10 protein-coding genes are annotated in these 12,418 nt (G+C 64.6%); 3 read left to right on the top strand and 7 right to left on the bottom strand.

Annotation, left to right across the window (positions count from 1 at the left end; genetic code table 11):
* Positions 1-183: 183 nt before the first annotated feature.
* The 5 genes from MHM88_RS06015 to MHM88_RS05995 all read right to left on the bottom strand — a co-directional run bounded on the left by MHM88_RS06015 (position 184) and on the right by MHM88_RS05995 (position 5,479).
* Positions 184-954 (bottom strand): phosphate/phosphite/phosphonate ABC transporter substrate-binding protein, encoded by a 771-nt coding sequence (locus tag MHM88_RS06015; RefSeq protein ID WP_239361385.1) that lies wholly within the window; start codon positions 952-954, stop codon positions 184-186.
* On the bottom strand, positions 951-1,391 hold the full coding sequence (locus tag MHM88_RS06010) for a TerB family tellurite resistance protein (protein WP_239362500.1): 441 nt from the start codon (positions 1,389-1,391) through the stop codon (positions 951-953). The genes MHM88_RS06015 and MHM88_RS06010 overlap by 4 nt, the downstream gene beginning before the upstream one ends.
* The gene (locus MHM88_RS06005; protein WP_239321318.1) at positions 1,391-1,861 is read right to left on the bottom strand and encodes a TerB family tellurite resistance protein; all 471 of its coding nucleotides are present in this window, start codon (positions 1,859-1,861) and stop codon (positions 1,391-1,393) included. Before MHM88_RS06005 ends, MHM88_RS06010 begins: the two co-directional genes overlap by 1 nt.
* 22 nt (positions 1,862-1,883) lie before the next feature.
* Complete coding sequence (locus MHM88_RS06000) at positions 1,884-2,177, bottom strand: DUF1330 domain-containing protein (protein ID WP_239321319.1); 294 nt, start codon at positions 2,175-2,177, stop codon at positions 1,884-1,886.
* Positions 2,178-2,392: 215 nt separating this feature from the next.
* Positions 2,393-5,479, bottom strand: coding sequence for a valine--tRNA ligase (locus MHM88_RS05995; protein ID WP_239361383.1), 3,087 nt, complete (start codon positions 5,477-5,479; stop codon positions 2,393-2,395).
* 790 nt (positions 5,480-6,269) lie between these two features.
* Here MHM88_RS05995 and MHM88_RS05990 point away from each other — a divergent pair.
* Together MHM88_RS05990 and MHM88_RS05985 are read left to right on the top strand one after the other, a co-directional pair.
* The gene (locus MHM88_RS05990) at positions 6,270-8,579 is read left to right on the top strand and encodes a xanthine dehydrogenase family protein molybdopterin-binding subunit (protein WP_239361381.1); all 2,310 of its coding nucleotides are present in this window, start codon (positions 6,270-6,272) and stop codon (positions 8,577-8,579) included.
* Positions 8,557-9,642 (top strand): DUF2235 domain-containing protein, encoded by a 1,086-nt coding sequence (locus MHM88_RS05985; protein ID WP_239361380.1) that lies wholly within the window; start codon positions 8,557-8,559, stop codon positions 9,640-9,642. The genes MHM88_RS05990 and MHM88_RS05985 overlap by 23 nt, the downstream gene beginning before the upstream one ends.
* Positions 9,643-9,678: 36 nt before the next feature.
* Here the strand turns inward: MHM88_RS05985 and MHM88_RS05980 are convergent, their stop codons facing one another.
* Together MHM88_RS05980 and metF are read right to left on the bottom strand one after the other, a co-directional pair.
* Positions 9,679-10,293 (bottom strand): N-acetyltransferase, encoded by a 615-nt coding sequence (locus MHM88_RS05980; RefSeq protein WP_239361378.1) that lies wholly within the window; start codon positions 10,291-10,293, stop codon positions 9,679-9,681.
* 41 nt (positions 10,294-10,334) lie between these two features.
* Positions 10,335-11,216 (bottom strand): methylenetetrahydrofolate reductase [NAD(P)H], encoded by an 882-nt coding sequence (gene metF / locus MHM88_RS05975; RefSeq protein ID WP_239361377.1) that lies wholly within the window; start codon positions 11,214-11,216, stop codon positions 10,335-10,337.
* 180 nt (positions 11,217-11,396) lie between these two features.
* On the opposite strand from metF, the gene MHM88_RS05970 reads away from it, so the two are divergent.
* On the top strand, positions 11,397-12,302 hold the full coding sequence (locus tag MHM88_RS05970) for a LysR family transcriptional regulator (protein ID WP_239361373.1): 906 nt from the start codon (positions 11,397-11,399) through the stop codon (positions 12,300-12,302).
* The last annotated feature ends 116 nt before the right edge of the window (positions 12,303-12,418 follow it).

The raw sequence follows: 12,418 nt of genomic DNA, 5'->3' as shown, positions 1-12,418 counted from the left end.
GGTGTTGTCGCCCGGCTGTTGTGCAAAGTGGCCCCTATTGGACCAACTTTCCGGGCGATTGCAATGCGCAAAGGGGGGACAAACCACCGCAATATGCCAATTTCGCACCCGAAACCGCCAGATAGCGCAATGGCCGGGCGCGGCTGCCCGGTCTCGCTCCGCGCCGGCGCCGGTCCCATGCCGTTAGCGCCCGCGTGCGAGCCGGTCCATCACCAGCGTCGGCCCGGGGGGCGTCGGGATCGCGAGGTAGTCGCTGGGGGTCAGCGGCACGATCTTGCGCAGGTGCAGCCGGGCGCGGTGCTCCTCGGGCAGCGTCTCCAGCGCCTGCTGCATGGCGGCGAGGATCGCGGCGGCGTCCTCGCCAAGCGCGGTGATAAAGGGCAGGGCCGGGGTTGGTTCGGTCCGTTCCAGTTCGCACAGCTGCGCCATCAGGTCCGGTTCGTAGTCACACAGCATCTGATAGGTCAGCGCATCCAGGGTGGCAAAATCCGCGCGCCCCTCGGCAACCGCAACGGCCGAAGCCTGATGGCTGCCGGTTTCCACCAGCTCTCCGGGCAGGATGTCCTCGCTGCGCATGCGCATCATCGCCGCTGCCCAGCCCGATTGCGACACCGGATCGTTATAGGCAAAGCGGCTGCCGGCGAATTCGGCGAGCCGGGCGCCCTTGCGGTCGGCAGGCGCAACAACAACGCTGTTGTAATGGCCTTCGGGACAGCCCGGCAGGCCGTAGTCGGGGGTGCCCACCAGCTCCACGTCGCCATAAAGACGCGCGCGGTAGGGCAGGCCGCAGGTCTGCGCCAGCAGCAGATCCGGCGCGCGCCAGGCCTGCCACAGATCCAGGTCACGGCTCAGATGCTCCGGGCCGCGCCCCAGTTCTGCGCGGATCGCCTGCCAGAAGGCATCGTTGGCGGGTTGCAGCTCGGGGCGGTCGTACATCGGCAGCAGGGCGATCATGTGCGCGCCTCCGCCCGCTGGCGCGCCATGGCGCTGTCGACGTCGTTCACCCCCAGCAGATTGGAGGCCAGCCGGATCAGCGCATCCTCGTCATCGTCACGCTTGCCATCGGCAAGAGCGACCTGCCAGAGCGCCTCGATGACGCCCGTGCGATCCTCGTAGGGCACCGCCTCCTTGATCGCGCGGGTGAAGCGGACGGTGTCGGGGGCCGCGGCCTCCAGCCCTTCGCCCTGTTCGCGCAGGATCTGGGCGGCACCGCTGTCCAGATCAAAACGGGTGCGCAGGATGCGATCAATCCGGTCACGTTCCACATCCGCATAGGCGTTGTCGGATCGTGCCAGCCGCACCAGCAGCGCAGTCAGCGCCAGCCGGGCATCCTCGTCGGGCAGGATCGCCGGGGCAGGGGCCAGCAGCCGGTCCAGAAACTCCTTGAACATCATGCGTCTCCCTGCTGTGTGGGGCTGGTCGCCAATTTGGCGCGCGCCCGGTCGCGTGCGCGTTTGTTGTCGATCACCGACAGGCCCATCGCCTTGCAGGCGTCATTGACGATTTCGATCTCGCCTTCATGTTCGCGATTGTCCGCCAGCACCACCTCCCACAGCGCATCCAGCGCCGCCAGACGCTCTTCGAGGCCGGTGGTCTCGCGGATGAGCCGGGCAAAGGTGTCGGTCTCGGGCGCGGCGGCGTGCAGCTTTTCACAGGTGGCGCGCACCTTGGCAGCCTCAAGCGCGTTGTGGCCGTAAAGCCGCGCCAGGATGCGGTCGATCAGGCTGATCTCCTCCAGCAGATAGGCGCGGTCGGATTGGGCAATCCGCACCAGAAGCGCCCCCAGCGCCAGCTCCGCATCCGGGTCGGGCAGGGATTGGCCCTGGGTCGGGCGAAAGGCCTGAAACAGCTTCTTCAGCATCACAAACTCCTTCTGCGCGGGCTCAGCCGTCGTAGCCTTCGATGATTTCCATGTCGCCGGTCGACACCGGATCGCGCAGCGCCTTTGCCTGCTGATAGGCCACGCTGTCATAGCAGGCCTTGGCGGTGGCGAAATCCTTGAATTCGATCACGACGGTGCGGCTGCGCATCTGACCTTCGCGGACTTCCTTGGGGCCACCCCGGACCAGAAACCGTGCGCCGTACTCGGCAAAGGGGGCTGCGTTGGCTTCAATATACGCCTTGTAGCGCTCCATGTCGTCAATATCGACATGTGCGACCCAGTATCCTTTGGCCATGTTTCCCCCACCTGTCTTCGGGCCGGTGACCGGCCTCTGTCGTTTCGCGTTCCAAGCTGTACCAGAACACGGGCTTTGGCAATCACCACCTATAGGTGATTGTCGATAATTTCACGGGGAAAGCGCCCGCATGCACATCCTTCAAGCCGCTCTGACACAAGAAAAAACGCCCGGGACAGAGGCCCGGGCGTGAGATATGCATATTTTGCGATAGGTCAGCCGATTTCCGACAGGCGGGAGAGGGCTTCCTTGAGCTTGGTTTCCTCTTCCTCGCGGGCGGCGAGATTCTCGCGGGCCTCCTCGACGACCTCTTCGGGGGCGGAGGCGACGAACTTGGGATTGTTCAGGCGCCCGCGCAATCCGCCCAGCTCCTTGGCCAGCTTGCCGAGGGATTTTTCCAGCCGCGCCTTTTCGCCGTCGATGTCGATGATGTCGGCCAGCGGCAGCAGGAAGGACGCCCCGGGGGCAGAGATCGACACGCAGCCCTTGGGCGCGCTCTCGACCTTGCTCAGGCTTTCGATCCGCGCAAGGCGTTTGATCAGCGTCTCGTTGGCGTCCCAGGCGGCCTGACCGGCGGCGTCGATATCGGTGACCAGCATATCCACATAAAGCCCGGCGGGCACATGCATCTGGGCACGGGCAGAGCGGGTGTTCTCAATGACCGAGATCACCCAGTTCATCTCGGCATCCGCTGCGGGCTTCACCAGATCGGCGGCGGTGTAGGTCGGCCAGTCCGCATGCACCAGCATGGTGTCGCGGCTGCCGGTGGCGCCCCAGAGTTCCTCGGTGATGAAGGGCATGATCGGGTGCAGCAGAATCATACATTGATCCATCACCCAACGCATGGTGGCGCGGGTTTCGGCCTGTGCCTCGGCATCATCGCCTTGCAGCAGCGGCTTTGACAGCTCCACATACCAGTCGCAGACCTTGCCCCAGACAAAGCCGTAAAGCGCCTGCGCCGCGTCGTTGAAGCGGAAGCCCTCCATGGCCTCGTCCACCGTCTCGCGGACGCGAGCGGTTTCGCCGATGATCCAGGCGTTGACGGCGGCCTTGGGGGCGAGCTGGTCAACGGTCAGCTGCGGCACGGCGTCGGCAAAGACCTCGTTCATCTCGGCAAAGCGCACGGCGTTCCACAGCTTGGTGCCGAAGTTGCGATAGCCCGCGATGCGCTGCATATCCAGTTTCAGCACGCCACCCAGCGAGGCCATCGCCGCATTGGTGAAGCGCAGCGCGTCGGCGCCGTATTCTTCGATGATCTCGAGCGGGTCGACCACATTGCCGGTGGATTTCGACATCTTCTTGCCCTTGGCGTCGCGCACGAGGCCATGCAGGTAGACGGTGTCAAACGGGATGCGTTCCTGCACCGGCAGGTCTTCGTCCAGAACCGCCAGCTGCATCATCATCATCCGGGCAACCCAGAAGAACAGGATGTCCTGACCGGTGACCAGGGTCGAGGTCGGGAAGTATTTCGAGGTCTCCTCGGTCCATTCCGGCCAGCCCAGCGTGCCGATCGGCCAGAGGCCGGAAGAGAACCAGGTGTCCAGTACGTCGGGGTCGCGGAACATCGGCACCTGCATCGGCCCCTCAAAGCTCCGGATGGTGCCTTCGGTGCGCACATCCATCAGCTTGCGCTGTTCGGCGAGGATTTCGACCGCTTCCTGCTGATCTGCAACAATGCGGAATTCGGTGCCCTCGGCGGATTGCAGGCGGGCTTTTTCAAGCGCTTCCTCTTCGGTCGCGGCACAGATCGGATACCAGTCGTCCTCGCCCGGGACGTACCAGACCGGGATCTGGTGACCCCACCACAGCTGGCGCGAGATGCACCAGGGCTCGATGTTTTCGAGCCAGTGGAAATAGGTCTTCTCGCCCGACTCCGGCAGGATCTTCACATCGCCATCGCGCACGGCATCGAGCGCCGGGCCGACGACCTTTTCGGCGTCGACGAACCACTGGTCGGTCAGCATCGGCTCAATCACCACTTTGGAGCGGTCGCCAAAGGGCTGCATGATTGGCTTGTTCTCGACCAGAGGGACAGTTTGCGTGACCTCGGTCTCGTTACCGTCCTCATCCTTCACCTTTGAGGTGATGGTCTGCATGACGGCGAGGCCCTCGTCGGTGATTTCCTGCACCACCAGCTTGCGCGCCTCGAACCGATCCAACCCGCGCAGGTGATCGGGCACCAGGTTGATGGCATCCACCTCATTCTCGGTGAAGGCAGCGCCCTTGGCATAGGCCTGCGCCTTGGCGGCGTCCTCGGCATAGGGGGCACCATCAGCGCGCATCGCGCCCTTCATGTCCATCAGGCGATACATCGGGATGCCGCCGCGTTTGGCGACCTGATAGTCATTGAAGTCATGCGCGCCGGTGATCTTCACCGCGCCCGAGCCAAAGTCCTTGTCCGGATATTCATCGGTGATGATCGGGATCAGGCGGCGGTGTTCCCTGGGGCCGACCGGGATTTCCACCAGCTTGCCGACGATAGGCGCGTAACGCTCGTCCGACGGGTGCACGGCAACCGCGCCGTCGCCCAGCATGGTTTCGGGCCGGGTGGTGGCGATGGAGATATAGTCGCGCTCTTCCTCGAGGGTGACGTTGCCGTCCTCGTCCTTCTCGACGTAGGTGTAGGTCTCCCCGCCCGCCAGCGGATATTTGAAGTGCCACATGTGGCCGGCGACCTCGATATTCTCCACCTCAAGGTCGGAAATCGCGGTCTCGAAATGCGGGTCCCAGTTGACCAGCCGCTTGCCGCGGTAGATCAGGCCCTTGTTGTACATCTCGACAAAGACCTTGATGACGGCATCGTGGAAGTTGGGCGAGTTCTCATGCCCGGTGCGGGTGTCGCCCGCCGCGCCCGCCATGGTGAAGGCGGTGCGACCATAGTCACAGGATGCGCCGAGGCGCTTGAGCTGATTGATGATGGTGCCGCCGGACTGTTCTTTCCATTCCCAGACTTTTTCGAGGAACTTCTCGCGGCCAAGCTCGGTGCGCGAGGGTTGCTGGGTTTCCGCCAGTTTGCGCTCCACCACCATCTGGGTGGCGATGCCGGCGTGGTCGGTGCCGGGCTGCCAGAGGGTGTCGAAGCCCTGCATGCGTTTCCAGCGGATCAGGATGTCCTGCAACGTGTTGTTGAAGGCATGGCCCATGTGCAGGACGCCGGTGACGTTCGGGGGCGGGATCATGACGCAATAGGTGGAGGCGCCGGGCTTGGCATTTGCGCCCGCGGTGAAGCAGCCCGCCTTTTCCCAGGCGTCAAACAGGCGGCTCTCCGCCTCGGCTGCGTTGAAGGTCTTTTCCAGTGCCATGTCAGATGCCCCGTCCGTCGCGTCTCTTGATCTCAGGTGGCGGGTTGAGACCCGCATTTGCTCCCCCAATACCGAATGCGGCCACAAAGGGGAAGTGCCGAACCGGCGTGGAAAATTCGCGGGTCGCGCGGATCGGGCCGGGGATGATAACCCGCTATTAAGTCTTATTTGAAATAAAGGTCTGCAAGGGACGCACCCCACCTCACCCACCACCCCACCGCGTCCCCCTTCTTTCAAGTCCCGGCTTCCGTGCCCGGTCAGGTCTGACGCGCACCCCGCGAACCTGACCGGGTACACGAGGTCCGGGATTTTTTTGTGGAAAAACGCTGGATTTAGCGGCGGGAGCGAGGGCAACGGGGGCGCGCCCAGCGGCAAAGCCTGAACGGCCAGGCGATGCGGCCTTGGAGCCTGTCGTGGCCTCTGTCAACGCCCCTGACGGTGCGCAAGGCCGGGCGCGCCGGGGGAGGGGGAGCTCCCGCCCCTTTGGCGATGCCCCTGCGGGACCTCGCAAAGCGTTGGGCCGAGCGGGCGCCGTGCCCTGTGGGCACGGCGCCCGCGCCACCGCGATGCGCATCGCGCAGCGCAATCCCTCTGACAGAGGCCGGTCACAGAGGCCGATCACAGGGGCCGATCAGAGGGGGCTGGGCGCGGCGGGCGGCCCGGGCGTGTCAAAGGGGCGCTTCACGGGGTGGTGAGAATTTTCTCCGCGCCATGGTCCGGGATCACTGGACAAGCCTGTCGGGCGCATTAGGCTCCGCCTGAGCTAAGCGCAGGCAGAGGAAACCATCTGATGAACCAACGCGTCGAGAAATTCGGGAAGAGCCAACCCCTTGCGCGGGTCGAGGATCAGCGTCTGTTGACCGGGCAGGGGCGCTATATCGAGGATACAATGCCGCAAGGGGCGTTGCGGGCCTATGTGTTTCGCAGCCCGGTGGCGCATGGCGAGATCACCACGCTCGACGTCGAGGACACCCGCGCGGCCGACGGGGTGCATCTGGTTCTGACCCAGGCGGATCTGGTGGAGGCCGGAATCGAGGCCCGTCTGGACGGAACCGTGATCAAGAACATCGACGGCAGCAAGGGGGCCGCGCCGGAACGCCCGGTGCTGGCCGGCAGCCGCCTGCGCTATGTGGGCGAGCCCGTGGCGGTTGTCATCGCCGACACCCTGGATCAAGCGCGCGACGCCGCCGAGATGATCGCGTTGGACTATGACGATCTTGACGTGAAGCTGGACCTCGCCGTGGGAGGGCCGCAGATCCATCCCGAAGCACCGGACAACCGGGCCTTCAACTGGGGGCTGGGCGACAAGGCGGCGACGGAGGCGGCTTTTGACGCGGCTGCTCATACCGTCCGCCTGCAGGTGGCGGACAACCGGGTCATCGTGAACGCGATGGAGCCACGTGGCTGTCATGCAACCTGGGCGGAGGGCCGGTTGCAGTTCCACTTTGGCGGTCAGGGGGTCTGGGGCATGAAGGAGCAGCTTGCAAAGAAGCTGCACCTCTCCGAGGCTGACATCCAAGTGGTGACGCCGGATGTCGGCGGCGGCTTTGGCATGAAGGCGATGCCCTATCCGGAGTATTTCGCCGTCGCCCATGCTGCGCGGGTGCTGGAGCGTCCGGTCGGCTGGATGTCGGACCGCACCGAGGCGATGCTGAGCGACAATGGCGGCCGGGACCTGACCTCGCTGGCCGAGCTTGCCTTTGACGAAGATCTCAAGATCACCGCCTACCGGGTGCACACGCAGTGCAACCTTGGCGCCTATAACTCCCACTTTGGCCAGCCGATCCAGACGCAGCTGTTTTCCCGTGTTCTGGCCGGGGTTTACGACATTCAGACCGCCTGGCTGGAGGTCGACGGCATCTATACCAACACCACGCAGGTGGATGCCTATCGCGGCGCCGGGCGGCCCGAGGCGATCTATGTGCTGGAGCGGGTGATGGACCGGGCGGCGCGGGATCTTGGTGTTGATCCGCTGGAGCTGCGGCGCAGGAATTTCATCGCCCCGCAAAAGTTCCCTTACAAGACCGTCACCGATGAAACCTACGACGTGGGCGACTTCAACCTGGTGCTGGACCGGCTGGTGCAGCAGGCCGATCTGGCCGGGTTCGAAGCGCGTCGCGCGGCGGATGCGGCAGAGGGACGTTACCGGGGCGCGGGCCTGTGTTACTATATCGAAAGTATTTTGGGCGATCCTTCAGAAACCGCAGACGTCGAATTTCTGGAGGACGGCCGGGTGAACATCTACGTGGGCACGCAAAGCAACGGACAAGGGCACGAGACTGTCTTTGCCTCGTTCCTTGCGGACCAGACCGGCATCCCCGTCAGCGCGATCAAGGTCATCCAGGGCGACAGTGACCGCATTGCCAAGGGCGGCGGCACCGGCGGCTCTCGCTCCGTCACCACGCAGGCCAATGCAACCCTGGCCACGGTCGACAAGATGGTCGCGGCCTTCACCCCTTTCCTGGCCGAGGAAATGGGCGTCGACGAGGAGGCTGTCGACTTTGACGGCGAGACCTTCCGCGCACCGGGATCGAACCTCACGCCGACGGTGCTGGAGGCGGCGGATCTTGCGCGCGACAGGGGCCGCACGGATCTGCTGCGCCATCAGGCGGAGGCGTCTTTGCCGGGGCGGTCTTTCCCCAATGGGGCCCACCTCGCGGAGGTCGTGATTGACACAGCGACCGGACAATCGCGTGTGGACCGCTATACGGTGGTCGATGACTTTGGTAATCTGATCAACCCGATGCTCGCCGAAGGTCAGGTTCATGGCGGGGTCGCACAGGGGCTCGGGCAGGCGATGCTCGAACATGTGGTCTATGACGCCGATGGCCAATTGCTCACGGCAACGTTCATGGACTACGCCATGCCCCGGGCCGAGGATATGCCCTGGGTCGGCTTTACGTCCGAACCGGTGCCCTCGACCCAGAACCCGATGGGCATGAAGGGCTGTGGCGAGGCGGGCACCGTCGGCGCGCTGGCAGCGGTGGCCAATGCGGTTCAGGATGCGCTCTGGGATCAGGGCATCCGGCAGGTGGACATGCCGTTCACGCCGGTCAAACTATGGGAGTTGATCAGGGATGTTCCTCAAGCGGCTGAGTAAATCAGTTCTGGGATTGTTCGGGCGGCCGCGCCTGCTGTCCGCACAATCCTCGGAAACCGCGACCCGCGGCCCGCTGTGTCATGTCATCATCCTTGACGGCACCATGTCGACGCTGGAGCCCGGCCAGGAAACCCACGCCGGCACCGCCTACCGTCTGTGCAAGGAAATGGGACCGCAGGTGTCGGTCTACTACGAGGCCGGGGTGCAATGGACCGGCTGGAACAAGACCGCCGATGTCATGGTGGGGCGCGGCATCAACCGCAAGATCCGCCGCGCCTATGGCTATCTGGCCTCGCGCTATCGCCCCGGGGACAAGATCTTTCTGATCGGCTATTCCCGCGGCGCCTATGCGGTGCGCTCGCTGGCGGGCATGCTGGGGGCGGTCGGCCTGCTGAAGACCGAACACGCCACCGTGCGCCACATTCGCACCGCCTATCGTCATTATCAGCTGGGCAGCGGCAGCGAGGTGCGCGCCGCCTTCATGCGGGCGCATTGCCATGACGCGGTCGATGTGGAGATGGTCGGCGTCTGGGATACGGTCAAGGCGCTGGGCCTGCGGTTGCCGATCCTGTGGCGCTGGGCCGAGGTGCGCCATGCGTTTCATGACCACCGTCTGGGCTCGCATGTGAAAGCGGGGTTCCAGGCTCTGGCCCTGGATGAGACCCGAGAGGTCTACACGCCGGTCCTGTGGGAGAGCACACCGGACTATACCGGCCAGCTGGAACAGGTCTGGTTCCGGGGCGCGCATGGCGATGTTGGTGGCCAGCTGGGAGGGTTCGAAGAGGCCCGCCCGCTGGCCAATATATCTCTGGTCTGGATGCTGGAACGGGCGGAGATGTGCGGTCTGCCGCTGCCGCGCGACTGGCGCATGCGCTTTCCGGTGGATCCGGATGCGCCCTCGGTGGGCACCTGGTCGGGCTGGGGCAAGATCTTTCTCATGCGCAGCCGCCGCAAGGTGGGGCAGGATCCGAGCGAGAGAATCCATCCCAGTGTGCATGGCGCGGACCGGGGGCGCCGCTCTGCCAACCTGCTGAGTCTGTTCATGCGCCACCGCCCGCATTAGCGCTGCGGGACAGGCGGTTGTGCCCGGGGCGTGATGCTATCGGGGCAGCGCCCTGACCATTTCAGTGGCGCTGGAAAAGCCAAAGACCGGCGCAAGAAGGCCAAGCGCCTGTTCGCGCTGCGCAATAAACCCCTCGCGTTCATACAGCGCGCGGGCACGCGGGTTGGTGTCGATCACATCCAGCCGGACCCGCGTCAGTCCGGTTGCTTCTGCGTGGCGCAGGATCGCGTGCAGCAAGGCAGTACCAACCCCGCAGCCCCGGGCCTCCGGCGCGACAAAAATCCCGTCCATCAGCAAGGTGCCTGCCTCGCAGTCGCGTTCCAGGCAGCTGACAAGCCCGCCGCGCCAGGCCGCACCGAGCGTCCCGTAGACCGCCGCCAGATCCCGGAAGCTGCCGCCGATGAAACTGCCGGCGGGGGATTTGAAGCCGGCCGCGCCGAGAAAGTCACCGTTGGGCGACAGCGCACTGATCGCATGATCCGGCTGGATCACCCGGTCAAAGAAGGCGATGGCCTTGTGCTTCGGCCCCAGCGGATAGCACAGCTTGCGCGCAAAGGCCTGCCAATAGCCCTCTGCCGCAAGGGCCCGGTGCTCGGGCCGCAGCCCCGCCTCGATCACGATGGCGCGGGACGCCTGTTCTGGTGGGGCCATGTCCGGGCCTCGTGGATGCAGTCTGCGTTTCGCCGCCGGGGTTAGGCGACGTTCTGGAGGCGGACTTTCGATGTCACCCCCAGCGCATGGCAGACATCGCGCGTCAGTTCCGGCCGGTTCAGCGTATAGAAATGCAGTTTCTTCACGCCGCCGTCCAGCAACTCCGTGCAGAGTTCGGTGCACAGGGCGGTCGCCAGCAGATCGCAGCGATCGTCGCGCTGGGCCTTTTCAAAGGCCGCATCCAGCCAGTCCGGCACATGGGTGCCGCAGGCCTCGGCAAAGCGGCGCACACCGGACCAGTTCTCGATCGGCAGAATACCGGGGGTGATGCGATCCGTGTCGATCCCCGCCTTGGCGCAGGTGTCGCGAAAGCGGAAGAAGCTCTCCGCCTCGAAGAAGAACTGGGTCAGCGCCTCATCGGCACCTGCGTCCAGCTTGCGTTTCAGCCAGTCGACATTGGCCTGCTGACTGGCGGCCTCCGGGTGGCTTTCAGGATAGGCGCCCACCCGCAGGTTAAAGGTGCCCTTGGCGGCCAGCGCCTCGATCAGCTCCACGGAGGAGGCAAACCCCTCCGGCGTCGGGGCAAAGCGGCCCTGATCCTTGGGCGGGTCGCCCCGCAGCGCCACGATGTCGGTGATCCCGGCCTCGGCATATTGATCCGCGATGGCCAGCGTCTCGGCCCGGGTCGCCGAGACGCAGGTCAGATGCGCGGCGACCTTGAGGCCGGAATTCTTGTGCAACGTGGTCACCGCATCGCGGGTCAGTTCACGGGTGGTGCCACCGGCCCCGTAGGTGACGGAGACAAAGCGCGGCGCCAGCGGCGCCAGGGATTGAACCGTATCCCAAAGGCGAAAGGAGGCTTCCAGATTCTTGGGCGGAAAGAACTCGAAGGAAATCTCGGGGGTGGTGTTGGATTGTGTCACTGTCTTGGTCTCCTCGGAGCGCTGTGCGCAGGGCGTTTGGGCCGCGATGTGCCCCATCTGTGGTGTCAGGTGTCGCATTCGTTGCCGAAACGGTCGCACCGTATTTGACCCCTTGTCACATGAGGGCTATCAATGAATCAAATTCATATTTCTCAAGAACAACATGAGGATCATCGTAGGATGCACATCGAGTTCCGGCATCTTCGCACCATCAAGGCGATCCATGAGGCAGGCGGTCTGGCGCGGGCCGCCGATCAGCTCAACATCACCCAAAGCGCGCTCAGTCACCAGATCAAGGGGCTGGAAGAGCAGGCGGGGGTGGAGTTGTTCCAACGCCGATCCAAGCCGATGAAGCTGTCGGCGGCGGGCATGCGTCTGCTGCGTCTGGCAGAGCAGATCCTGCCGCAGGTGGAGGCGGCCCAGGCGGAGTTCACCGCGCTTCGCGATGGGGAGGCGGGGCGGCTGCATATCGCGATCGAGTGTCACGCCTGTTTCGAGTGGCTGTTTCCGGTGCTGGAAGGGTTCCGCAAGAGCTGGGGCGATGTGGATGTGGACATCCGCCCGGGGCTTGCGTTCGAGGCGATGCCCGCGCTGATGCGCGAAGAGGTGGATCTGGTGGTGTCCTCCGATCCGGAGGAAATGACGGGGATCACCTTTATCGAACTGTTTGATTACAACCCCGTCTTTGTCGCCTCGGCGCAGCATCCGCTGGCGGCGAAACCCCATATCGAGGCGGAGGATTTCCGGGGCCAGGTGCTGATCACCTATCCGGTGGAACGCACCCGTCTGGATGTGTTCAGCCAGCTGCTGATCCCCGCGGGGGTGGAGCCGGCCAGCATCCGCAAGGTGGAGCTGACCGCCGTGATCCTGCTGCTGGTGGCGTCGAATCGCGGCGTATCCGTGCTGCCCGACTGGGTGGTGCGGGAGGTGAAATACTCTTCCGATTATGTGACCCGACCGCTGACGTCGCAGGGGATCACTCGCAGGCTCTATGCGGCGATCCGCAGCGAGGATGAGGGCAAGCCCTATATGCAGGACCTGATCCGCCTGGCGCGGGTCGAGGCACGCAAGCTGCAACAGCGGTAACAGGTCTTTGTGGTGCGCTGGCAAGGCGATGGCTGACAAGGGGGGCTTTCTGTCGGGGCGGCGAGGCATTGCGTCCACACGGTCATGCGCTTGCAGCGGGCGGCGGGCTCCCGCGC

Source organism: Epibacterium sp. MM17-32 (genome assembly GCF_022348205.1).
GTDB lineage: Bacteria > Pseudomonadota > Alphaproteobacteria > Rhodobacterales > Rhodobacteraceae > Epibacterium.
Note: the sequence above shows the minus strand (reverse complement) of the source record. Positions and strands in the feature narration are given on the sequence as shown.